Genomic DNA, 25,126 nt, shown 5'->3' on the forward strand with positions numbered 1-25,126 from the left:
TTACCCCCGATTTATAAGGCTTTTTCTGCTTTGATTCCAAAAAACTTGTTCGAAATAAAGAGAACAATAACAATCAGCGTGATTTGAATCATCCCATAAGCAGCTGCCTGCCCCATATTGAACATCCGAAGCTGATTCATAATTTCAATAGATATAGGTCTGTTAGAAATCGTATACAATAGGACTGAGGTTGGGAATTCTCCTACAGACTCGATAAAGGCTAATAATGTCCCTGATAAAACGCCAGGCATAATAATCGGTAAAATGACCTTTCTGAAGGTATAAAACCACTTTGCCCCCAAGTTTCTTGCTGCTTCCTCAATCGAGTCATCAAGCTGCTCTAGAACGGCGTTAGTTGAGCGGACAACAAGCGGAATATGTCTAACGAAATAGGCAAGGGGCAGAATCCAAAATGTTCCTACTAATATCTGACCGAAAGAAAAAACGCTAGGTTCATTAAATGCAAATATCAAGTTCATCCCAATAACCGTTGCAGGCAAGGCCCATGGAATCATGACTAGAATATCAATAAAGCTTTTCCCAATGAATTTCCGTTTGACAAGAACATAGGACGCTATGACCCCAAACACCAAATTTGCTAGTGTGGCAATAACAGCCATTAGTAAACTATTTCGTAACGGTTTAAAAATATTAGGGTCTTCAAACAAAAGCCGGTAATTTTCCACATTAAATACTGTTGGATACGTTTGAAACGTCCAGGTTCCATCCGGTACAAGTGAAAGCAATAGAATCGTAAAGTGCGGTAAAAGCAGAATAAGTACGCCGATGATACCCGTTACCACCATCACCCACTTCATAAGCGGATTTTTCACTTCACTCCTGTGTGCCCCGATTCCTTTTGAAGCCATGCGGTAATCTTTCCTATTCTGATACCAACGCATGAATAATAGAAATGAAATCGAAACAATGGAAAGAATTACAGATTGAGTAGCAGCAATTTCCATATCACCATTAATTTTCGAAAAATATATTTGCAAGCTCAACACTCTGTACCCACCAGCTAATAAAAACGGGGCACTGAATGAAGCCATTGAAATCATGAATACAAGTAAAGAAGCGGCAACGATGGCAGGTGTTAATAATGGAAATGTCACCTTCCAAAATACCTTGAACTTATTCGCACCTAAGTTATATGCAGCTTCTTCAAGAGACGGATCAATTTTATTGATCGCAGCGGATACGGTCATATAAAAATATACATACATCGTATAGGCATGCACGATTAGGATTCCCGAAACCCCGCCAATTTTAAAAGGAACTTTATCAAGACCAAACAAATCCTTAATAGCATTTGGAATTAATCCTGATTCTCCATATAAAAACATAAAGGCCATAACCCCTACCAATGATGGAAGAACAATCGGCAAAATCGCTGCAGTTGAAAAGAAGCTTCTGCCTGGAAAATCGTAACGGTTAAAAATAATCGCAAGCGGAATACCAATCAAGGAACTAGCCAATACACTTAAAATTGATATATAAACAGAGTTCCATAGAGCCTCTAAGTTCGTTTTCGATTCCTGCACGAAAAAATCCTGATAATTTCCGAAAGTTATCGATCCGTCTTTTTGCAAACTTTCAAAAAAGGTTCTCAATGATGGATAGAGAACATACGCTACGAGCACTAATACAACTGGTATAAGAAGCCAAATCGTCAACCTTGTATCACGATTTTTAATCATGGAGCATCACCGCTTATGACCGGGATGAGGCGCAACTGTTTCTCCGGAAGTTGTACATACACTTCCTTCCCTTGATAAAAGTATCCGAATTCGTGTGTGTTTAACACGTCCACCCTCAGTAACACGTTATGAACACCCACCATTACATTCACAACAGATCCAAAGAATTGGACAGATTCTATTTTTCCTTTTAAGATATTTGTTCCTTCTTTGACCTTATCAAGAATACGGATTGCTTCAGGACGAATCGAAACTGCAAGGTTCTTTTCATTCTGTTGAATTAACTCTCCTTCATTAGTGTGATTATGTACAAGTAATTTTACCGGTTCTTCACCGTTTTCTAGGGTAACCACTATATTCTCTTGTTGAACGTTCTTCACTTGAACGGACAATAGATTAATCTCACCAATAAAACTCGCCACAAAATCATTAGCGGGCTGATTATAAATTTCTGCCGGAGTCCCGACCTGGTGACACACCCCAAAATTGAACACGGCGATCCGATCACTCATGGATAATGCCTCTGCCTGATCATGTGTGACATAAATGGTGGTAATCTTATAATCACGCTGCAGTCTTAAGATTTCTGCTCTCATTTCATCACGAAGCTTGGCATCCAAATTGCTTAATGGTTCATCCAACAGTAATATTTCCGGTTCAATAACAAGTGCTCTCGCAAGGGCTACACGCTGCTGCTGTCCTCCGCTTAACTGGCTCACTTGACGATCCGAGTAGTTCTCCAGCCTGACTTTGCGAAGTGCATCCAGCACTTTCCCCTTTAAATCGCTTGAAGAAACTTTTCTCACGCGCAATCCAAAGGCTACATTTTCAAAAACCGTCATGTGAGGAAAAAGGGCATAGTTTTGAAAAACCATGCCAGTATTTCTTTTCTCCGGAGGGACTCGCGTCATATCTTTGTCGCCAAATCGGACGACACCCTTTGTTGGATAATAAAACCCAGCAATCATCCGAAGGGTTGTCGTTTTACCGCAGCCACTTGGACCTAAAAAGGTAAAAAACTCACCGTCTTTGATTTCCAGATTTAAATGATCGATAGCTATCGTTTTTCCGAAGGCTTTTTGGACATTCTCTATTTTTATTGACGCCATCCCAACGACACTTCCTTATTCTTTTATTTCTTTATCTCCACTTTTAATATTTTCGTCCCAATATTTCATCCACTCGTCACCTTTTTCTTGGAAAACATCCCAATCAATATCCATCGTTTTAATATCTGTTTCCGTGATCCATTCAGGTAAATCCGTCACATCACTTCTTGTCGGAATCCGATAAAATTCTTCAGCTAAAATTTTCGCAGCTTCTGGTGAGTTCACAAACTCATAAAACGCTTCAGCTGCTTTTGGATGCTTCGCACCTTCAACAATGGCAATTCCTTCTGTCAACACCGGTGTTCCGCTTTCTGGAATAACAAACTCAAACGGATAGTTTTTATTTTCTTTCAGCATGACAACGTCCGGCATTGCCCAAACAGATAGTGAACCCTCTCCTTTGGCTACTTTGTTATACATCATTTCCGGGTTGGCTGAATATTCTTTTGTATTTTGGTCGAGCTTCGTTAACCAATCATAGCCCTCTTGAGGATCATTTGTATCCTTATACGTGCGATAAATCATCGAAGAAAAAATCGTCCTCATCGTTCCAGATGCTAGCGGATAGCGAATGATAATTTCATCTTTCCATTTCGGGTCAAGCAGCTCATCCCAATCTTTTGGTACTTCGTCTTTTGATAGTTCCTTGCTGTTATACATGATGACTTCTGGAGTCTGGCTCGTTCCCGTCCAATACCATTCTGGATCGTGGAACCCTTCATCAAGACTATCAGAATAGGTAGGTTGGTAAGCAGCTAGCAGTCCATCATCCTTTGCTTGGTTAAAGTTCGTGGAAGGTGCTCCCCACCAAACATCTGCCTGCGGATTAGTTTTCTCTGATCGAACACGATCAAGGATTTCCTGAGACCCCATGTCAAGCCACTCAACATCAATGCTATATTTTTCTTCAAACTGAGTCTCGAATTTTGATAAAATATCTTTTCCATGCGGTGAATAAACTACAATCTTATCTTCTAATTCACTTTTTTCTTCTTTGGCACCGCCTGCATTCGAATTCGTTTTTGTATCTGTACTGCTACATCCAGAAATCAATAAAGCTGCCGATAAGGTTAGCACTGAAACAAACGACTTTTTCTTATTTTTCATTAATAATCCCCCTCATTATGAAAATTCAAAATGCTATCATGTTCTCTTAAAAATAGGGAAACCGCTCCCAAAACTCCTGCGTTTTCTCCCAGTTGTGAAGTTTTCATTTCTACTAAACTTGGCAGATATCGATCAACAATCTCCCGAATTCTAGGTAAAATGTATTCAGATGAATTTAATACACCACCTCCTAAAATAATGACCTCTGGATTTAGCAAGCAGGCTGCATTGGCAATTCCGTAGGCTAAATGTTCGATGGCGTCATTAATGACAGCTATAGCTGTCGAATCTCCTTTTTTTGCAAACAAAAAAGCATCTTCACCTGATAGTTCAGAAGACTGGGCCCGTTCAAAAAAGGAATGATGAGGATCCTTAAGAACTGCTCTAGTAAAATGAGCACCAATGGACTTTCCTCCTGCAACACTTTCTAAATAGCCATATCTGTGGAAAATCGGCTTAAATTCACGCTTCATATCCTCTTTATTAGTTACCATATATCCCATCTCTCCAGCTGCACTCGAAGCTCCTCTGTATAACTGGTTATTCAAGATAATGCCGCTTCCTATCCCTGTGCCAACTGCAATAAACAGTACATTTCGCTTATTCTGTGCGTTCCCTAGCCACTGTTCACCTAGCGCAGCAGCATTCACATCATTGTCGACAAAGATAGGGAAATCGAAATACCGTTTCGCTTCGGCTATAAATGGATACTGAATCCACCCTAAACTCGGTGCCTCAATCACTAGTCCACTTGCTGTTTGTGTAATACCAGGAATCCCAACTCCCATCCCTAAAATCCTATCTTTCGCGATCTGATTCTTTGCAATTAACCGCTCTGTTTCAATAGCCATTTGTTTAAGAAGACCTGATTGTAGATAAATATTTGTTGAAAAACTAGTATCAGCAAGGATGTTGCCACTTAAATCACATAAAACGATTTTCACTTTTGTTCCGCCAATATCGGTTCCTATGATATATGCCGCTCGCTCATTGAAAAAGAGCTGGATTGGCCGCCTCCCGCCTTGAGAAGAGGACTCTCCTATTCCTTTCTCAAATACCCATTTCTCCTGTATAAGTTCATCTACAACAAGAGAAACTGTCGGTTTACTAAGCTGAAGCTTAACAGCGATTTCAGCCCTTGAAATAGATGAACATTCTTGGATGCATTGAATGATTCTTTTTTTATTTACGTATTTTTGATGATTGGGTGTTCGCTTAAAACTCATCACATCACGGCCTTACATTATTTAGTTAGTAAATCTTACTAATTAAGTAAAAATATAACTTAAATCAAGAAAGTGCACAAGTTATTTTTTTATTATTTCGAATACTCTGTTTTTAGTAGTTATTTCGGTTCATTTACAATTATAACCTATTATGTTATTTATTAGATAAGCTTTTTCATCAAGTTAGTTAGGTAATATTACTAACATACTTTTCATAGTCTTCAAAAAAGCTTAGGATTTTTATTAAATTTGAAAGGGGTTAAAGGAAGGCATGAAAAAAATTTTGGTACCTTTGCTTTCACTTTTGTTAGTTTTTTCACTATTGCCGCTCGCAGGTAACGCAGCAAAAAAGGAAAAACCTAATGTTGAGTTATGGAATGCGGTCAAGCCACTCGAGACAACCGTTACATTCTTAAACAGCGGTGCCCATCCAGATGATGAGCGCAGCGACTTTCTCGCCTATTTATCGAGAGGGTTAGGTGTGAAGACCTCCAGCCTAATTGCGAACCGTGGTGAAGGCGGACAAAATGAAATTGGGGATGAACTGGACAATGCTCTTGGAATTATCCGTTCAAGAGAAATGATAGAAGCTGCAAAAATTACCGGGGTTAAAGCCTATCATCTCAGTGAAACAACCTCTGATCCCATCTATGATTTCGGCTTCTCGAAAACACCAGAAGAAACATTAGAAAAATGGGGCGAGGAACTCACATATGAACGGCTTATCCGGTTTATCCGAACATATCAGCCTGATATATTGATGCCATCCTTCCAAAATGATGATACCCAGCATGGACATCATCGTACAATGACAATCTTAAGTGAACGTGCTTTTAAGGATGCGGCTAATCCATCTGTTTTTCCACAACAATTGAAACAAGGTCTATCGGTATGGCAAGTGAAAAAATTATATTTACCTGTTTCCTCCGCAGATAAAGCCACCACATCCATTGAAATCGGTACCTATGACCCAATATACGGTATGACTTATCCACAGCTTGGAGAACAATCCCGCTATCTGCATAAAAGCCAAGGAATGGGCTCTGATATCCCTGCAGCACCTCGCCAGGTTCATCTAGATTTGAAACAAAGTGCAGTTGATACGAAAGGCCAGTCAGACCTTTTTGCAGGAGTACCTTATAATTTTACCGAATGGGCTGATAAACTCCCAGTTTCAGCTTCAAAGTTAAAATCTGATTTTAAAAATGTACAACGGGATTTGAACGCTGTTGTTGCGGCCTATCCGAATGATCAACGTGTTTTCACAACATCCCAAACAGCTCTTTCTCATGTACGTTCACTTACTTCGCAAATTAAAAAGGCAAAGCTAAACTCTGAGTTGAAGAACGACTTGCTTCATAAGCTCTCATTAAAAGAAGAGCAATTACAAAACGTTAGTTATGTCTCTTCAGGACTATATGTTCAAGCAAAATCAGCCTCCGCGATCCTTACAAAAGGTCAAAACACGAACGTAACCGTAACAGTGAAGAATACCGGAAAACAAACATTGAAAAAATTCTCTGCTAAATTGAACGTGCCTAAAGGATGGAAAGCTAAAACAAAATCTAAAGCAATCAATCTAGCACCAAATAAATCAGAGACCATCACCTACCAGGTTAACGTTCCAAAAGATGCTTCCTATTACCATGCTTATGACAAATCAGCTATTACAACCAACATTTCATATGAATCCGGTAAAACCAAGACTACCATCACAGAAGAATTGGAAGGAACAATCGCTGTCCTACCTGATGTGGGTCTTACCCTTTCACCTGAAGACATCGTGGTAAACACAGCAGATGTACAGGAAGAAATACCAGTAACCGTAACTGTAAAAAATTATACAGAAGGAAAAACATCAGCAAATGTCGCTTTAAAAATACCAAAAAATTGGAAAGTATCACCTACAAAAGCAACCGTATCATTTAATGAAAAATCAGAAGAAAAACAAGTAAAATTCACCCTTATACCACCGAAGACGATTCAAAATGGTGAATATCAGCTAAAAGCAGAAGCTACTGTCAATGGAAAAACCTTTGATTCTACCATTCAAGAAATTTCCTATGACCATATTGGAACATTCTATTACCAATACCCAGCAGCAATCAACACCGTTGCATTTGAGCTTTTAATGCCAGCTTCACTAAAAGTAGGTTACATTGAGAGTGGATTTGACAAAGTAGCCGATTACTTAAGCAACGCAGGTCTTAATATTACAAAGCTAACAGCTGATGATTTAGCATTAGGTGATTTGAGCCAATACGACACGATTGTTACAGGTATACGCGCTTATCTATCTCGAGAAGATCTAAAGACAAATAACGCGCGCTTACTTCAATACGTAGAAAACGGCGGTCACCTTGTCGTTCAATACCACAAACCTGGTGATGGATGGGATGCCCTGACGACTGCTCCATATCCACTTACAATCGGAAATCCCTCCATTCGCTGGAGAGTAACCGATGAAAAAGCCACAGTAAACGTATTGAAACCAGAATCAGCGCTTTTCAACTATCCAAACAAAATAACAACGGACGATTGGAACAATTGGGTTCAAGAAAGAGGATTGTACTTCCCAATGAAATGGGACGAACGATTTGAAACTTTCATTTCCATGGCTGATCCAAATGAAGAACCATTTGATGGTGGAATCCTAATGGCCAATTACGGTAAAGGAACCTATCTCTACACCAACCTTGTCCTCTACCGGCAAATTCAAAGCCAAGTACCAGGAGGATATCGAATCATGACGAACTTGATTAGTTACGGAGCCCAGTAACTAGAGAAGTAACCTGTGCAGGTGTTGAATGCATAGGTTACTTTTTTGTATGAATGCTTAGCCTTATTGAAGCTTGGCGCGGAACACGATTAACCTTTACCTCTAAAACAAAAAAAGTTATGCACAAGTATGGAAGATAGGCTTGAGGGATTAGGATTTCTCCTTTTTCTCTCTTTCCTTTGTCCACACGTTATGCACAACTTTAATTTATTTTAACTTCTACGTCGGTGAGTTTTATAAGCCTCTTAAGTGATAAGCATTCACTCTTTTAGCCATTCATTCCCACACTCTACCTTCCTAAAGCACCTTACTTAAGAAGGCTTTGGTTCGAACATGCTGAGGGTTACCGAATAATTCATTCGGTTCATTTTCTTCTACAATATACCCTCCGTCCATGAATATGACACGATCTCCAACTTCCCGGGCAAAGCCCATTTCATGGGTAACAACGACCATTGTCATACCTTCTTTAGCAAGTTGTTTCATTACCTCTAAAACATCTCCGACCATTTCAGGGTCAAGTGCAGAAGTCGGCTCGTCAAATAGCATAATCTTCGGATTCATGGCCAATGCCCTTGCGATGGCAACCCGTTGTTTTTGTCCTCCGGATAGTTCTCCTGGATAGCTATTTGCTTTTTCCCTTAGCCCAACCTTATCCAGTAACTCAAGCGCTAATCTTCCCGCTTCAGCTTTATCGGTGGCACGAATTTTAATAGGCCCCAACGTTATGTTTTCCAACACGGTTTTATGAGGGAATAGATTGAAATGTTGAAAAACCATTCCAACCTCTTGTCTAACTTTGTTGATATTGATTTTCGCTTTAGGGTCAGTAATATCATGTCCATTAATGACCACCTCACCGCCCGTAACTTCCTCAAGAAGATTCAGGCAGCGCAGAAATGTACTCTTTCCAGATCCAGAAGGTCCTATTACACAAATTACTTCCTTTTCTTTTATTTCTGCATTAATATCTTTTAAAACCTCGATAGTTCCAAATGATTTTCTCAGGTTTTTTACAGTAATGATGCTCATCGAACTTGTACCCTCCTTTCTATGAAGTTAGCAATAAGGGTTAACAAATAGATGATGATAAAGTAAATCACACCAACAACAAGCCAAATCTTGAACGCTTCAAAGGTTGCCGAAGCCTGAATCTGCCCTTGCTGTGTTAAATCCGCTATACCGATAACGGATAATAGAGATGTATCTTTTAGACTAATGATCGATTGGTTCGTAATGGTAGGAAGCATCCTTCTAAAGGCTTGTGGCAGTACTACATATCGCATTGTTTGAGTACCAGTGAATCCGATTGATCTTGCCGCTTCTGTTTGCCCTTTATCGATGGATTGAATTCCCGCTCTTATTATCTCAGCAAAATAGGCCCCTGCATTGATGGCAACGGTAATTATTCCAGCTGTAGTACTGTTTAAAGAAATCAAATTCAGTGAATTCACACCGAAATATATAAAAAACAATTGCACAATAAACGGCGTTCCTCGTATCGCATCTACATAAACCTTTGCAATCCAGTTCAAGATCTTGATAGGAGCAAGTCGCAGCAAGGCCACCACTAAACCAATCAAAAAACCTAGGATAATGGCAATTACAAAGATATAAAGTGTCACCTGAAGTCCTTTTAATAAAATAGGCAATGCCGCAACAATTATATCCATTCTATTCACCCCTTAGAAAAAGAAAGCGCGCTTTAAGCGCGCCTAATAAGCATAAATCTATTCACCAAGATAAGTTTTTAATATTTCATCGTATGTTCCATCTTTTTTAAGATTAGCAAGACCGTCATTTATTTTTTTCAATAAATCCTGGTTTTGCCCTTTCAATACAGCAATTCCATACTGATCTCCATTCAAACGATCACCTACGATTTTTAACCCAAGGTCCTTTTGAGCAATTGCATAGGAGATAACAGGATAATCTTCTATAAGTGCTTCGGCATTACCGTTTGCTACTTCCTGGAACATAGCTGGACTATCATTAAATTGAACAACTTTAATTCCTAGTTCCTTGGAATTATCCTGTGCATATTTAGCACCGGTTGTCCCTTTTTTCACTGCTATGGTCTTTCCTTTAAGGTCATCGACTGATTTAGTACTTGTATTATCTTTTTTAACAACCACTGTTAATCCTGCATCAAAATACGGCGTTGAGAAATCTACTACCTTTTTTCTTTCCTCTGTAATGCTCATTCCTGCAATAGCGACATCAAGCTGATTGGCTTGCATCGCTGGAATAATTCCACCGAAATCCATTGGAGAAAATTTGATTTTAAAATCCTGGTCTTTTGCTATTGCATTGATTAATTCAATATCAATACCTTTATAGTCGTTTCCCTCTTTAAATTCAAAGGGAGGATATGTCGTATCCACACCAACTTTATATACCTTTTGACTTTTCTCTTTCTCACCTGCATTTTTTTCATCATTGCTTCCACAAGCTGAGATAATGATAGTAAGAATCAAAAACATACTAAATAAACCAAGTTTCTTCATTCAAATCACTCCAATTCTTAGATTATACGTGATAATTAATAATTCTCCCTATAATATAGCATAAGTATAAAGTATTATAATATGAATTTTTTGAATATATATTATTTTCTTTAAATAATATTAATGGATGTTTTTCCTAATCTTGTCTATCTGATGGTAATTAGAAACTGGTATTGAAACGTATACTAAAAAAAGTTTCAATAGAATGGGCTTTTTACAATGAAACACCCTCATTGCTGTACTTCATTTTTCTCCATAATATATAAGGTCGTTCTTTCTCCCCTCTAAAAAAAGTTATGCACAAGGATAGGAGAAAGGCTTGAGGGATTGGGATTTCTCCTTCTTCTCTCCTTCCTTTGTCCACACTTTATGCACAACTTTAATTAGTGTCTACTATTTTATTTTAAAACTAATTTTGTTACTACTTCAACATGTGTAGAGCGTATGTGGCGGAACATTGGATTTTGGTGAAGTTTGCAAAAAATCCTAATTTTCTCAGGGTCATAAATGAGAAATTAGGATTCTTTTATTTCTTATTAACGGTTAAGTAACTTTCCAAAAAAATTGAGCATTGGTATGAGCATCTCATTCATATAGTAGTTTTAGTTCAACTACTTTACTGCTCCCTTATCCCCTATATTTATAAGCTAACCCTTTTAAGAAATTCCTGGCGAATTTATCCCCGCACTCTTTATAATTTCTATGACCAACTTTTCTTAAGATGGCGCTTAATTCTCCTTTAGTTATCATGACTCCTGCTTCATCCAGGATATCAATCATATCCTCGCTTGTTAATGTCAGCGCAATTTTCAATTTCTTTAGCAGAATATTATTCATGCTTTCCTTATTCTTTGCAGTAGGTGCCGGGTTTTCTGGCTGGCCGGGTTTTGGTTCTTGTTTCCCTCTTTTAAAAATGATCAAGCCATTTAAAAAAGATTCCAACATCGTATTGTTACATTTTATACCTTCATCATCCATATCATCGTCGTCGTATTCATCATAGAAACCGTCTTTTGGTTTTGTGAGCATCTGCATGACTTCTTCTCTTGTTACTTCAATATCCCCAAGTTTAAATATCTCTACCATATCTTTATTTTTTATATCCAGCGCATATCTTAATCGAATTAAAATATCATGATTATGCATCCATAAACCTCCTGTATATTTCTTATTTTTTACAGTACCTTCATTATTTCACAAATGGATTGAAATAAACGCAGATGAAAATCCGAGAACCTTTTACAGATTCTCGGATCCTTCTGCTTATTCTTTCCTTTTCAACTTCGTCACAACTTCAACATGACTCGTCTGCGGGAACATGTCCACAGGCTGCATGGATTCTACGTTATATAAAGCGCTCAATTCTTGTAGGTCTTTTGCCAATGTGGATGGGTTACATGATACATACACAATGGTTTTTGGTTTGACCTTTAGGATAGTTTGCAGTAAGGATTGGTCCAGGCCAGTTCTTGGTGGGTCGGCGACTAATACGTCCGGTTTCCATCCTTCTTTGTTCCAGCGCGGCAGGATGTTTTCGGCTTTTCCTGTTTCGTAGTGCATGTTGGTACGTTTGTGTTTTATGGCGTTTTTCTTGGCGTCTTCAATGGATTCTTTGATGACGTCCATTCCGCGAACCTCTTTTGCATCTTCCGATAACCAAAGTCCGATGGTTCCTACGCCGCAATACGCGTCAACGACTTTTTCGGTACCGGTTAGGGCTGCCGCTTTTTTCACTTCGTCATACATGCGGACTGTTTGAACTGGATTAAGTTGGAAAAAAGTACGGGCCGATAGTTCGTACGATAGATCACCCAATGTTTCGTTGATGACTTTTTCGCCAGCCAGATGGATCGTCTTTTCGCCAAAAATAAGTGATGTGTTTTGGTTATTAATATTTTGAACGACCGATTTCACTTCCGGCAGTTGGTCACGAATTTGCTTAAGCAATTGATCTTTTTGTGGAATTTCTTCCGCTCCTGTAACTAAGACCACCTGTACTTCGCCTGTTTCAAAGCCAACTCTTGTAATGACTGTTCGGATCACACCTTTTCTCTTTCTTTCATTATAGATCGAGATATTCAGGTTCTTTAGTATCTTCTTCACCGTACGGGTTACTTTATTAGTAGCCTTGTGTTGGACAAGACAGTTGGGAATATCGATCAAGTTATGGGAGTTCAAACCGTAAAGACCGGCAATCAATTTGCCATCTTTCTGACCGACTTGGTACTGACTTTTGTTGCGATAGTTCCATGGATCTTCCATGCCGATTGTTTCTTGTATATTTAATGAAGAAATCGGGAATTTCGTATGACGTTCCATCGCTTGAATGACGATATCGCGTTTTTCAATAAGCTGTTGACTATAGCTTAAATGCTGTAGTTGACAGCCACCGCATTCTGCGTAGATTGGGCATGGTGCGGCAATGCGGTGTGGCGATTCTTTCCGGATGGTTTTTATTTTTGCTTCAGAAAAGTTTGGCTGCACTTTTGTTATTAAAGCTACAATTTCTTCACCTGGTAATGCTCCTGGGACGAATACGACTTTCTTTTTAAAGTAGCCGACTCCCTCTCCGTTTATGCCAAGCCGTTTAATGGTTAATGGAAGGGTTTGATTTACTTCTAGTGTTGTATCTTGCATGTTTGTCATTTCTTTTCACTCCGTTTTTCAATGCTTCTCCACAAATAGAGGGAAGCGTAGCTTAGATATGGAGACCATTTTGCACTGTAGGATTCCATTTCTTCTTGGGTTGGCTTCTGCGGTAAGCCGTATAAAAGTTTTATGGCGTTTTGAATGCCAATATCGGCTTTTGGAAAAAGGTTCGGCCTTCCGAGTCCAAAAAGCAGGAAGTTTTCAGCCGTCCATCTACCGATTCCGCGTATTTTTATTAGTATATCCATAACCTCTTGATCGGATAGCTCTGACAACAGATCAAGATTAAGATGGCCATGAGTGATTTGCTGGGATAGTCCGATGACGTATTCAGCTTTTCGGCCACTGAATTGAATGGCTCTTAACTGTTCCACCTGAAGTTGTGAGGTCGTTTCTGGTGTTGGATAAAACCACACACCATCTATCTGGTAGCCAAATGTTTTCACGAACCGCTCCGTGAGTATATGCGCAAAAGACAAGTTTAATTGCTGATGTATGATGCATTTGACGAGGCAACTGTAATAATCGAAGTCCAAGACTATGGCTGTACCGCGGTGCTCTTCAAAGATTCCCCTCAAATCAGATTCTCGGAAATGCTGGGAAACGCCTTCTAATGGCTGATGCCAATGAAAAACCTTTTTTAACCGTTCGATTGCTTTAGACTTGTATTCCTCTGATTGACCTTTAATGATAAAGGTCGGTTCTTCGATGTTTCCTATTGCCTGAACATGCAAAACGACTGGTTCTTTTTCTATATAAAGCGGAACTTTTACCGTTCTGTTAGTAAAATCAACTACTTGAAGTGGGTCTAACGATAATCGTTCGAGAACAAGGTCGAAATTATATGGTCCCTGGACCTGTAATTTTTCCGTCCACACAAGCGATCCATCCTTTAGCAGTTTTCCACGTATTATAGCATGTTTCCTGAAATATTACTTAAAAATGAGGAGAATGGAAAAAAGCGGGACCTGTAATCTCACTTCAGGTTCCGCTTTTTATTTTAATAAAGCATTCGATTTGGCAGGTGTTTTTCAATCATTAATTCATCCAGACTGCTGAATTTGTATCCTTGTTTTTCAAGATCAGTCAAAATCGAGTCAAGCGCCTCTGCATTATCTTTTGAAACAGTATGCAGTAATAAAATCGCCCCTGGATGAATCTGTTTAAGCACTTCATCATGAGCGTAAGCTGCACCCTTTTGTTGGTCAACGACCCAGTCTTTATAAGCAAGCGACCAGAAAATGTGGTAATATCCTTCTTTTTGTGCGACTTTCATTGTTCTCTCATTGAATACACCACGCGGCGGCCTTAGGTAGTTCATCCCCTGTTGGCCCGTTAATTTTTCAGTTGCTTTTTTAACCCGTTGCAGTTCCGTGCGAATGACTTCATCCGTCACACCGGTCATATCAGGGTGATTCCAGGAATGGTTTCCGACGATATGACCTTCATTCGCCATACGGACAACAAGCTCCGGTGCGGTTTTTAAATAATGACCAGTGACGAAAAAAGTTCCTGGGGCCTTATGTTTTTTTAACACATCTAAGATATGTGCCGTATATCCATTTTCATAACCATTATCAAACGTTAAATATATGTTTTTTTTCGTTGTGTCACCTTTATAAATTGCTTCATATTTAGGCAGCATTTCATTGAAGTTTTTTCCTGCATCGGCAGGAGTTCCGTTTTTCCCTTTATTGAAGCCCCAATTATAGGACTCCGCAAAAGCCGGACTTGCTAAAGAGCAGATTAAGCATATAAAAACGGATAGAATCGCCATTTTTTTCATTGGATTATCCCCCATGTTCTTTTTTTCTTAGTGTTTGGAACATGAAGATTTATATGCATGATATTGTCATAGGTCGAATATTTCGTGGTGACGGTCATTTTTTGTTCTTAGGACGAATTTTTGCCGGTGACGGTCGAATTATCTTTCTGTAGGACGAATTATCTTTCTGTAGGACGAATTATCTTTCTGTAAGTCGAATTTTTGCCGATGACGGTCGAATTTTTGTTCTGTAGGTCGAATTTTTGCCGATGACGGCCGAATTTTTGTTCTATAGGCCAAATTGTCCCCGGTTACGGACGAATTCCACGCAAAAAAGGCCTATCCTCCTAAAAGGATTGGCCCCCTATCTATTTACCCTTTAAATAACGCCTGTACCGCCTTCCAAATGATGACGATGGCAAAAACGATAACGGTTACAATTCCAATTACGTCTAAAGTTGGTTCAAGTCCGGAGAAAATCGTGCCTGCCACAGGAAGATGGATGAAAGCAAAACCTGTTAACATTGCGACAAAGAACAATAAGATGCTATTTTGCATTTTACTCCCCCCTTTCTCTTCTAATGTATGAGCAAAGGTGCAAAAAGATTGTACTTTTTTAAGGCAATAATAGCCTTTTTTTTCATATACATTAGCAAGGGGGCGTATACAATGCTGGAATGGGTGATTACGTTAGGCTTTATTGGTTGTCTGGGATTAGGTGCGGGGCTGTTTGTTTATTTTGTGAAAAGTGGATTGAATTTAGGGGATTCAAAAAGGATTGATCCATTGCCGAAAATAGAAGAGTAAGGTAAAAAGACGCTCAACCGAATTGGTGAGCGTCTTTTGCATACATCTTATTTAAATACAGGTTCTTTGAATTGTGACAGTTTTTCTAATGAAGATTGCTGTACGTCTTTATGCAGGCTGTTTCCATGTGAATCCATGGTAACAACTGCGGTAAATCCTTCAACTTTCAGGTGCCACATTGCTTCAGGAATACCAAATTCAGTGAAGTTCACACCTTCGACTGATTTAATGCAGTCTGCATAATATTGAGCTGCGCCACCGATCGCGTTTAAATAAACACCACCGTGTTCGCTTAGTGCTTCTAGTGTTTTTGGACCCATTCCGCCTTTACCGATAACAGCGCGAATGCCAAATCTTTTCATGATATCGCCTTGGTATGGTTCTTCACGAATACTAGTTGTCGGACCTGCAGCTTTCACGTGCCATTTACCTTCTTCGTCCTTAAGCATAACCGGCCCACAATGATAGATAATCTGTCCATCAAGGTCAATTGGTGCAGGGTTTTCAGACAAGTGCTTGTGTATCGCGTCACGGCCAGTATACATTCTTCCGTTAATCCGGACTACGTCACCAACTTTCAGCTCACGGATTTGTTCTTCCGTAATTGGTGCCTGAAGGATGATTTCACGCGGTGCTTCAACTTCAGCTTCTATTGCTGCGGCTACTTCTTCTTTCGCTGCTTTTTCTGCTTCTAGAGCAAAGTCAATTTTCTCGCCATCTTGATATAGCCATTCATTGATTTCTCCTGTTTCTGGGCTCACTTTCACACCTAAGCGACGGAAAGCCCAACAGTTATAAGCAACCGATACGAAAAAGCTTGCCGGAATACGGTGCATGACACCAATTTTACAGCCAAGCAGTGTTGTTTCGCCGCCAAAGCCCATTGTGCCAATTCCCAATTCATTTGCCGTCTCCATGATATACTCTTCTAGTTTACGAAGATCCTCATTCGGATTCACATCTTCGTTACTGCGGAAAAGTTGAGCCTTAGCCAAATCATATCCGGATGAACGGTCTCCCCCGATACCAACGCCGATGAACCCTGCGCTACAGCCTTGTCCTTGCGCTTGGTATACGGAATGAAGAACACATTTACGGATTCCGTCTAAATCACGGCCGGCTTTACCTAATCCTTCAATCTCCATCGGAAGACTGTATTGAATATTTTTATTTTCACAGCCGCCGCCTTTTAATATAAGACGCACATCAATGTAATCTTTTTCCCATTGATCGAATTTCATGACAGGAAGACCTTCCCCAAGGTTATCCCCACTGTTTTCACCTGACAAAGAGTCAACTGCGTTTGGACGAAGCTTTCCGCCTTTTGTTGCTAAAATGATTGCATTTCGAATTGCTTCTTTTATTTCAAGTTGGTTCACACCAACTGGAGTTTTAATTTTAAATGTCGGCAGACCTGTATCCTGACAAATCGGTGATACATTGTCGTCAGCCATTGTAATATTATTCGTGATTGTTGTTAGGCTCAACGCTGAACGCGTACCTGCATTTTCACGTTGTTTCGCACTTTTGACCGCACGACGAACATCCTTTGGAAGATTCGTTGAAGTTTCAACGATAAGACTGTACATACTTTCTTGGAATTTTTGAATATCCAAATTTCTCTTCCCCCTCTTATTTCCCCTAGATTTAATCATTCACCGCTTCTCTATTAAGAGCGAATGATACAACACCCGTTTTATTATACATCTAACATAATCTTTCGAAAACAAGTAATTAATTTTCTTAATGGAAATCGGTGTAAAGAGAAATAATCAGGGGCGCTAAGATTAGCATAAAGCAAAAAAAACATTCCCAATCATTACCTAATACTGAATAACCATTTTTCTTCATTACATATATAAAGGGATGACGAGTAAATAGCGTCATCCCTTTACGAATATTAATTATAAAAAAATCATACTATCGTACAGATATTATCCTTCTTTGCGCGTTTTAAATTGTTCTACTTTAACTTCCAAATCATCAAGCATGCCGATTAAGCGATCAATATCTTCTAATTCTGTATTTTCTGGTTCAATATGGTCAAGAACCTCCATGAACATCGTGAGGCGTTCTTTTAAGTATGTTAATTGTTCGTTTTTACCTGTAATGGTTTTTCCCATGAGGCACTCTCCTTCCGTTCTTCTTCCATCGTAACGAAATCCTCTTGAAAGTGCAATGGCAAGCTAAAATGAAGCTCTCCGCCATTTGACAATTTTTGTGCCCATTGTTCATAATGGGTTAGTGCATTATTACGTAAGGAGTTTTAAACATGTCTATGATCAAGCAAGATCTTTTAACACCAATCACACCCAAGTATGATCCTTGGGAAGCATATATGGACGTTGAACAATACGGAAAGCTCAGTCTTACCAATGTCGAATTCACAACCACTACCCTTTGCAATATGCGTTGCGAACATTGTGCTGTCGGTTACACACTTCAGCCAAAAGACCCGGATGCTCTTCCTTTAGAATTAATAATTCAGCGCCTCGATGAGATACCATTGCTTCGCTCGCTAAGTATAACTGGCGGTGAACCAATGCTTTCTAAAAAACAAGTGAAAAATTATGTTTTACCTTTATTAAAATATGCTCGTAACCGTGGAGTTCGTACCCAAATCAATTCTAACTTGACCCTTGACTTGAAACGGTATGAGGAAATCATACCCTATTTGGATGTTCTTCATATTTCCCATAACTGGGGAACGATCGATGAATTCATCGATATCGGTTTTGCCATGATGGACCGCAAACCTTCGCGCGAGCAACGAAAAAAATTATTTGATAAAATGATTGAAAATTCCCGTGCCCTGACAAAAGCAGGTGTACTAGTTTCTGCAGAAACGATGCTTAATAAACGCACCTTGCCACATCTTGAGCATATCCACAGACAGATTGTCGATGAAATGGGATGTCAGCGCCATGAAATACATCCGATGTACCCAAGTGATTTCGCCTCAGCACTTGAAACGTTATCATTGGAGAACATGCGCGAGGCGATTCATCATCTACTTGATATTCGGGATGAAAATGTATGGATGCTTTTCGGAACGCTCCCATTCTATCCATGTAACAACAACAAAGAAGAATTAGAGCTGCTTCAGCGGCTTTACAGTGCTAAAAAAGTGACAGTTCGGAATGACCCTGATGGACGCTCTCGTTTGAATGTCAATATTTTTACCGGAGAAGTCATTGTTACCGATTTTGGGGATGCACCCACTTTGGGAAATATCATTGATCAACCGTTAACCGAATCCTATGAAACATGGATGAATTCGAAGCTGGCCAATGAATTAAACTGCCACTGTTCGTCGGTTAAATGTCTCGGTCCGAATGTTCTTGTCAAAAATGCATATTACCCTAAAGAAGACTTCAGCGTAAGAAAGTCTAATATATGAGAAAAAAACTCGCCAATCAGGCGAGTTTTTTTACTTCACCTTCATTACCGTGGCTGTTGCGAAACAGTAAAGCTGAAGGAAACATGGTCCTGAACTGGTATCCAAGCTCCTATGCCTTGCGAGGTAATATTTTTAATCGTAATCGAGCGTTTATTTCCTTTAAGGTTCAAATATACTTCTCCATAGGTGACCTTACCTTTTTCATTGACGGCAGAAGCATAGCTAGATAAATAACCAATCCGATTTGAAGCAACATTGTATACTTCATCTTTTTTCGTACCAGCTCCAACAATCGTTTCAAAAGCGAGTGGCAAATGGGTCTTTTCCGTAGCTTTTAATAGCATCATCTTTTTAACATCCTCGGCCTTAGGAATTTTCGCTGTTAGTCCACCACTCACTGCCTTTTGGTTTTCTTGGACATAACGGATTCTGTATGGAACATCACCGCCGCGATTATCATAGTAATTCATATTGATCTTTTGATATTCCCAATTGGGGGCCGTCTCGGAAGACTCGTAATTCAACGCCCAATGGCCAAGGTAAATGGTCGCCCTGTAACCAAAAGCAAGCGGTGCTTTTGCAATTGCTGATTCATTCAACATATGAATGAGTTCTGGATTTTCAATCTTAATATCCGATGAATCAATCAACTGTTTAGCAAACTCACTCGGCTGCAGCATTGGAAGATCCTGAGTCGAGTTCGGATACGTATTCTCCTTCGCAATATTTAATACGGAAGGTGGGATATTCACCTTGTTCGGAGTTGTTTTATCTCCGGCTGATATAGGGGCTGCAAAACTTACATTCGCCTGAATAAAGGCAGTTAGGGCAAACACTGTAATAAGAATAAGTCGTCTCATGATGTAGCACTCCTTTAAAAGGTTCAATCATTTTGTTTATAGATTTTGTTTTTCCTCAACATTCTATACATTTCAATAACATGTTGATTTTGTAATAAATTTGTAAAGTTCAGAATATTTACTTTTTTATATAAATCGGTTATACTTAACTTACATTATAAAAAGGAGGCGAAATCGTTCATACCTAATAAACGTTCAGGAGGTATGCTTATCGATCTAAGACACCCTTTTCAAGGATGACAGAAAAACGAATTCGCCACTTACTTAAATTTGATGTAAAAGGATGGTGTAACACTCTAGAATTATTTCTCAACTTTAACAGAAGCATGATGAAAAATTTTGGATTAATTTATGAATGGTAATTTACTAATATAGAAATGACTCTGCTAAATAACCTGGGCAGAGTCATTTTTATGTATCCGCATTTCTCATAATGAAAGACCTCCCGATTTGGAAGGCCTGACACTCTTATAATAAGTAAAATCCAATCCCCATAATAAAGTAAGCAGCCAACAGGGTAAGCCCTTCAAACCAGTTCGTTTCCCCGTCATTCGAAATCATAATCATCAGAAAGACAGCCGTAACCATAGAAATCAACTCAGGCAATGTGAAAACAAGCGGCATATGTGTTGGATACATTAATGATATCAACACTAGGACAGGAGCAACGAACATCGCTACTTGCAGCGTAGAACCGACTGCAATCTCAACAGCGACATCCATTTTATTTTTATATGCCATAATAACGGCTGATGCATGTTCAGCCGCGTTACCTACGATGGCAACGATAATGACCCCGATAAATAACTCTGTCCACCCGAACGTCTCCCCGACTTCACTGAAAGTATGAACAAGTTTTTCCGATACGTAAGCAACAGCCAATGTAGCAACTGCAAGGATAGTAATGGCCTTTTTCTTGCTCCATTCCGGTATTTCCTCTTCATGTTCCTCATGGGCTTCTCTTTTTTCCGCATGCTGATAAACCCCGCGATGAGTAACTAATTTAAAGAATAATGCTGCTAAGTATAATAAGATTAAAATAATGGAAATTCCGACACTTAACGACATTGTACTTGATTCGCTCATGTTTTGGGTGAACACTTCCGGTATCACGAAAGCAACAATAACGGCGAAGATTAGCAGACCAGCGTTATGCCTTGCATCGAACACATTAAATTTCTGCCGTTTGTACCTCGTCCCCCCAATAAAAAAGGAAAGTCCTGCCACCAACAATAAGTTTCCTAATACCGATCCAGTTAAAGAGGCTAATACGACGCCCACTAGCCCTGCCTTTAATGAAAAAATGGAAATAATCAGTTCCACTGCATTACCAAAGGTTGCGTTCAACAGTCCACCAATCCTTGGTCCCATCACAATCGCTAGACTTTCCGTTGCCCGGCCCATAAAACCTGCGAGCGCTATAATTGTTAAACAATACACAATAAACATGATTACACTCGGCCAATGCATCAAAGAACCTATAACTGATAAAGGGACACCTAAGAGGACGAGCCCCAAAAATATTTTATCCACGATATTTCTCCTCACAATCCTATATGCAATTTAATATGTAACAAAAATTATCATACATAATTTTCCCGAAATGAAAAAGGGGATTTTTAACGATATTCTCTTCTTGTCAACATTTACCCAAATTTCTATTGCTTAACCCTCTCCCCTGGATGTAACATCAACAAGGTATACATATCTTAGGAGACGAAAACTTATGAATCAAAAGCTGCTTATTAGTGTTTTAATTTGTATGGTCGGCATATCTGGATTTTCTCAAGGAATGCTTCTGCCAATTATCGCAATCATTTTCGAAAATGACGGAATTAGCTCTTCCTTAAATGGATTTCATGCTGCGTCACTTTATATTGGGATTCTTTTAATTTCTCCTTTTATGGAAGCACCTCTCCGTAAATATGGCTATAAGCCATTAATATTATTTGGCGGAATAACGGTAATTCTTTCACTTGCCTTATTTCCGGTCTGGAAATCATTCTGGTTTTGGTTTGCTCTGCGTTTTTTCATCGGGATCGGTGATCATACCCTTCACTTTGCTACCCAGACATGGATTACCGCTATTTCCCCTTCAGCAAAGCGCGGAAGGAATATCGCTATTTATGGACTATTTTTCAGTCTTGGTTTCATGGTTGGTCCGCTAATGACGAAGCTTCTGGAGATTAATCAGTCTTTGCCATTCATCATTACATCCATACTAAGCCTGCTTACGTGGATGACTGTATTCCTGATTAAAAACGAGCTTCCTGAACAGGATGAATCAGAAAGCACATCATTCTTCGGTACACTTAAACGGTTTACGAAAGTGAGTCGCATCGCATGGGTCGCCTTTTTACTTCCATTCACCTTTGGTGTGCTTGAATCCTCATTGAATAGCAACTTTCCAGTATTCGCATTGCGCTCTGGAATTGATTTAACCGCAGTATCGCTTATCATTCCAGCATTTTCAGGTGGTACTTTGCTTTCACAGATTCCGCTTGGAGTGCTCAGTGACCGATTTGGCCGACGAAAAATCTTGCTGATCATTCTTTTTTCAGGCTTTACCGTATTTACTCTAGCTGGAATTGTTTCATATTCCGTAATCGGTCTGTTCATTTGCTTCCTGCTTGGCGGGATGATGGTGGGTTCGACTTTCTCTTTAGGAATCAGTTATATGGCAGACCTTTTGCCTCGCAACCTATTACCTGCAGGAAATCTGTTATGCAGCATCTTCTACAGTCTCGGCAGCATTGGTGGTCCGTTTTTCGGTGGTTTAGTCATCGAATACTTACAAGGAGGTAATTTTTTCTATCTAATTAGTATAATGCTTCTTCTTGTCTTTATTTCACTGGTGCTATTTAAGGAAAAAATGCCTGCTCCAAGCTTGTAGTATAGTTTATTATCTGAACTACTCCATTTATTATTCAATTTGTATTGTTTTTATCATATAGTGGTCAAATGATATAATTTATGGTTCTTTATATTTTTTCCTACATTAGAATCATTATTCTTTATTTTTGAATAGGATATGTGTTAATATAATATTAATAAAAAGAACATCACGTTAATAAACCTTTTAAATCGTTGCTGTCATCGCAATTTCGGTGACAGCTTTCATATTTTACTCAGAGAAATGACGTTGATTATCTTTCTCAATTAGATATTATACAAATGATAATCTATATCATTTACACAAAAATAGAAAAGAATATGGGAGGGAATCTTATGACCACTGATACTAAACAATTAACACAACCGACTGCATGCGAAACCTCTTGGTTGGAAAAAGTAAAACCCCATCTAGAACTTATTGCCGCATTGTTTAGCGGTGTATTAATATTATTAGGCTGGGCGCTTTCTAAGAATGGACTTGAAACTCCTTCTATCGTTATATATTTAGCTTCCTTCTTAATCGGCGGTTATGCCAAAGCAAAAGAGGGAATTGAAGATACGTTTGCCGATAAGGAATTGAATGTTGAGATGCTAATGATTTTCGCGGCCATCGGTTCTGCGATTATCGGATACTGGACGGAAGGCGCGATTTTAATTTTCATCTTTGCTTTGAGCGGGGCGCTTGAAACATACACAATGAATAAAAGTCATAAAGAAATTTCAGCACTTATGGATTTACAGCCGGAAGAAGCGCTGCGAATCACAAATGGATATGAAGAAACCGTATCCGTTTCCCTGCTACAAGTCGGGGACCTAATTTTGGTAAAACCAGGTGAAAGAATACCCTCTGATGGAAAAATCACGGACGGACGTACCAATATTGATGAAGCGGCGATCACTGGCGAATCTATTCCAGTTAGTAAGTCATTGGATGATGAAGTATTTGCGGGAACAGTGAATCTGCGTGGAACGATTACCGTAGAAATTACAAAACCAGCAAACGAAACGTTATTTCAAAAAATAATTACTCTCGTTCAATCTGCACAAAGTGAAAAGTCTCCTTCTCAGCTGTTCATTGAACGTTTTGAAGGAACCTATGTAAAAATTGTATTAACCGTTGTCGCTTTGATGTTGTTCGTACCGCATTTTGTATTAGGGTGGAGTTGGACCGAAACATTTTACCGGGCAATGATTTTGCTTGTTGTTGCTTCACCTTGTGCCCTCGTAGCTTCTATTATGCCAGCTACGCTATCTGCCATCTCTAATGGTGCTCGTCATGGAATTCTATTTAAAGGCGGTATCCATCTTGAGAATCTTGGTAACTTGAGGGCAATTGCCTTAGATAAAACCGGAACACTAACAAAAGGAAAACCAGAGGTAACGGATGTCATTATCCGTGAAGATTTAAACGAAGAAGATTTCCTATTCCATATTGCATCTGTTGAAAATTATTCGAACCATCCTTTGGCAACATCAATTGTGCGCTACGCTAAAACTAAATTAGCAAAAGACATCATTAAACCGGATAATATGGAAGATATCTCAGGTAATGGGGTTCAAGCATATTTCAACGGAGTGCTTTGGCAAGTAGGAAAAGCTGATTTCGTCGGAAGAAGTGAAGCCGAACAATTTCAAAATGGGATTGCACTAACACTAGCTGAACAAGGAAAGACGATAGTTTATGCAAGAGACAATCAAGGTATTGCCGGCATTCTTACATTGAAAGACGTGGTGCGTGAAGAAACGATTACTGCTATCGAAGCATTGAAAAATGAAGGCATTCATACCGTTATGCTGACAGGCGATGGTGAAAAGACCGCTAAAGCGATTGCGTCTGAGAGCCATATCGATGCATATATTGCTGAATGCTTACCTGAAACTAAGGTTACTGAAGTGAAAAAGTTGAAAGAACAATACGGTACTGTAGCAATGGTTGGAGATGGAATTAATGATGCACCTGCACTTGCAACTGCTTCTGTCGGGATTGCAATGGGCGAAGGCACAGATGTTGCGTTGGAAACAGCGGATGTTGTCCTAATGAAGAATGACCTACCGCGTATTGCCGAAGCAGTAAGGTTATCTAAGAAAATGAACCGAATCATTAAACAAAACGTCGTTTTCTCGATTTCTGTCATTATGGTTCTGATTGCATCCAACTTCCTTCAATTCCTCGACCTTCCATATGGCGTAATTGGCCATGAAGGAAGCACCATTCTAGTTATTCTGAACAGTTTAAGATTATTGAAAAACTAAACAAAAAAGGGGGCCTAAAAGGCCCCTTTTTTTGTGTTCATTCTACTTAGTGATAGCCGTTTTTCCCAT

Annotated in this window: 21 protein-coding genes; 5 read left to right on the plus strand and 16 right to left on the minus strand. The window is 39.3% G+C overall.

All coding sequences use genetic code 11. The annotated features are described in order from the left end of the window. Positions 1-11: 11 nt before the first annotated feature. From JFV29_RS10235 to JFV29_RS10250, 4 genes are read right to left on the minus strand one after another with little or no spacing between them, the layout of a single operon-like run. Complete coding sequence (locus JFV29_RS10235) at positions 12-1,700, minus strand: ABC transporter permease (protein WP_201182999.1); 1,689 nt, start codon at positions 1,698-1,700, stop codon at positions 12-14. After that, a complete protein-coding gene (locus JFV29_RS10240) occupies positions 1,697-2,809 on the minus strand; it encodes an ABC transporter ATP-binding protein (RefSeq protein WP_201183001.1) in 1,113 nt (370 codons plus the stop codon). Before JFV29_RS10240 ends, JFV29_RS10235 begins: the two co-directional genes overlap by 4 nt. Before the next feature lie 15 nt (positions 2,810-2,824). Beyond that, a complete protein-coding gene (locus tag JFV29_RS10245; RefSeq protein ID WP_056522461.1) occupies positions 2,825-3,916 on the minus strand; it encodes an extracellular solute-binding protein in 1,092 nt (363 codons plus the stop codon). Beyond that, positions 3,916-5,142, minus strand: coding sequence for an ROK family transcriptional regulator (locus tag JFV29_RS10250; protein ID WP_201183003.1), 1,227 nt, complete (start codon positions 5,140-5,142; stop codon positions 3,916-3,918). Before JFV29_RS10250 ends, JFV29_RS10245 begins: the two co-directional genes overlap by 1 nt. 271 nt (positions 5,143-5,413) lie before the next feature. On the opposite strand from JFV29_RS10250, the gene JFV29_RS10255 reads away from it, so the two are divergent. Beyond that, a complete protein-coding gene (locus JFV29_RS10255; protein WP_201183005.1) occupies positions 5,414-7,921 on the plus strand; it encodes an NEW3 domain-containing protein in 2,508 nt (835 codons plus the stop codon). Between the two features lie 297 nt (positions 7,922-8,218). Here the strand turns inward: JFV29_RS10255 and JFV29_RS10260 are convergent, their stop codons facing one another. The 8 genes from JFV29_RS10260 to JFV29_RS10295 all read right to left on the minus strand — a co-directional run bounded on the left by JFV29_RS10260 (position 8,219) and on the right by JFV29_RS10295 (position 15,400). Next, the gene (locus JFV29_RS10260; RefSeq protein ID WP_207205099.1) at positions 8,219-8,953 is read right to left on the minus strand and encodes an amino acid ABC transporter ATP-binding protein; all 735 of its coding nucleotides are present in this window, start codon (positions 8,951-8,953) and stop codon (positions 8,219-8,221) included. Further along, the gene (locus JFV29_RS10265) at positions 8,950-9,594 is read right to left on the minus strand and encodes an amino acid ABC transporter permease (RefSeq protein ID WP_053344381.1); all 645 of its coding nucleotides are present in this window, start codon (positions 9,592-9,594) and stop codon (positions 8,950-8,952) included. The genes JFV29_RS10260 and JFV29_RS10265 overlap by 4 nt, the downstream gene beginning before the upstream one ends. 57 nt (positions 9,595-9,651) lie before the next feature. Further along, complete coding sequence (locus JFV29_RS10270; RefSeq protein ID WP_056522466.1) at positions 9,652-10,428, minus strand: transporter substrate-binding domain-containing protein; 777 nt, start codon at positions 10,426-10,428, stop codon at positions 9,652-9,654. Between the two features lie 627 nt (positions 10,429-11,055). Further along, positions 11,056-11,574 (minus strand): DUF1456 family protein, encoded by a 519-nt coding sequence (locus JFV29_RS10275; protein ID WP_053344379.1) that lies wholly within the window; start codon positions 11,572-11,574, stop codon positions 11,056-11,058. Positions 11,575-11,691: 117 nt separating this feature from the next. Further along, positions 11,692-13,074, minus strand: coding sequence for a 23S rRNA (uracil(1939)-C(5))-methyltransferase RlmD (rlmD, locus tag JFV29_RS10280; RefSeq protein WP_201183007.1), 1,383 nt, complete (start codon positions 13,072-13,074; stop codon positions 11,692-11,694). Continuing rightward, entirely contained in the window at positions 13,071-13,955 is an 885-nt protein-coding gene (locus tag JFV29_RS10285) for a DNA-3-methyladenine glycosylase (protein ID WP_201183009.1), read from the minus strand. The genes rlmD and JFV29_RS10285 overlap by 4 nt, the downstream gene beginning before the upstream one ends. Positions 13,956-14,077: 122 nt before the next feature. After that, positions 14,078-14,863: a delta-lactam-biosynthetic de-N-acetylase gene (gene pdaA / locus JFV29_RS10290; RefSeq protein WP_201183011.1), complete on the minus strand. Its 786-nt coding sequence runs from the start codon at positions 14,861-14,863 to the stop codon at positions 14,078-14,080. A 351-nt stretch (positions 14,864-15,214) separates the two neighbouring features. After that, entirely contained in the window at positions 15,215-15,400 is a 186-nt protein-coding gene (locus JFV29_RS10295) for a hypothetical protein (protein WP_201183013.1), read from the minus strand. Between the two features lie 111 nt (positions 15,401-15,511). Here JFV29_RS10295 and JFV29_RS10300 point away from each other — a divergent pair, with 111 nt between their 5' ends. Further along, positions 15,512-15,649 carry a hypothetical protein gene (locus tag JFV29_RS10300; RefSeq protein WP_162878737.1) on the plus strand — a complete coding sequence of 46 codons (138 nt, stop codon included), beginning with the start codon at positions 15,512-15,514 and terminating at the stop codon, positions 15,647-15,649. A 47-nt stretch (positions 15,650-15,696) separates the two neighbouring features. On the opposite strand, the gene JFV29_RS10305 is transcribed toward JFV29_RS10300, so the two are convergent. Together JFV29_RS10305 and JFV29_RS10310 are read right to left on the minus strand one after the other, a co-directional pair. Continuing rightward, positions 15,697-17,265: a fumarate hydratase gene (locus tag JFV29_RS10305; protein WP_274606919.1), complete on the minus strand. Its 1,569-nt coding sequence runs from the start codon at positions 17,263-17,265 to the stop codon at positions 15,697-15,699. Positions 17,266-17,583: 318 nt separating this feature from the next. Beyond that, positions 17,584-17,772, minus strand: a complete 189-nt coding sequence (locus JFV29_RS10310; RefSeq protein WP_053344373.1) for an SE1561 family protein — start codon at positions 17,770-17,772, stop codon at positions 17,584-17,586. A 155-nt stretch (positions 17,773-17,927) separates the two neighbouring features. Between JFV29_RS10310 and yfkAB the strand changes: the two genes are divergently transcribed. Beyond that, on the plus strand, positions 17,928-19,049 hold the full coding sequence (yfkAB, locus tag JFV29_RS10315; protein WP_201183511.1) for a radical SAM/CxCxxxxC motif protein YfkAB: 1,122 nt from the start codon (positions 17,928-17,930) through the stop codon (positions 19,047-19,049). A 44-nt stretch (positions 19,050-19,093) separates the two neighbouring features. Here yfkAB and JFV29_RS10320 read toward each other — a convergent pair whose 3' ends face one another. Both JFV29_RS10320 and cax read right to left on the minus strand, forming a co-directional pair. Next, positions 19,094-19,909 (minus strand): YfkD famly protein, encoded by an 816-nt coding sequence (locus JFV29_RS10320; protein ID WP_053344371.1) that lies wholly within the window; start codon positions 19,907-19,909, stop codon positions 19,094-19,096. 468 nt (positions 19,910-20,377) lie between these two features. Continuing rightward, a complete protein-coding gene (gene cax, locus JFV29_RS10325) occupies positions 20,378-21,445 on the minus strand; it encodes a calcium/proton exchanger (RefSeq protein WP_053347939.1) in 1,068 nt (355 codons plus the stop codon). A gap of 190 nt (positions 21,446-21,635) precedes the next feature. On the opposite strand from cax, the gene JFV29_RS10330 reads away from it, so the two are divergent. Together JFV29_RS10330 and JFV29_RS10335 are read left to right on the plus strand one after the other, a co-directional pair. Next, positions 21,636-22,802, plus strand: coding sequence for an MFS transporter (locus tag JFV29_RS10330; protein WP_201183014.1), 1,167 nt, complete (start codon positions 21,636-21,638; stop codon positions 22,800-22,802). Between the two features lie 335 nt (positions 22,803-23,137). Further along, on the plus strand, positions 23,138-25,057 hold the full coding sequence (locus JFV29_RS10335) for a heavy metal translocating P-type ATPase (protein ID WP_201183016.1): 1,920 nt from the start codon (positions 23,138-23,140) through the stop codon (positions 25,055-25,057). Positions 25,058-25,126: the final 69 nt, after the last annotated feature.

The organism is Peribacillus sp. TH16, assembly GCF_016651095.1.
Classification (GTDB): domain Bacteria; phylum Bacillota; class Bacilli; order Bacillales; family DSM-1321; genus Peribacillus; species Peribacillus butanolivorans.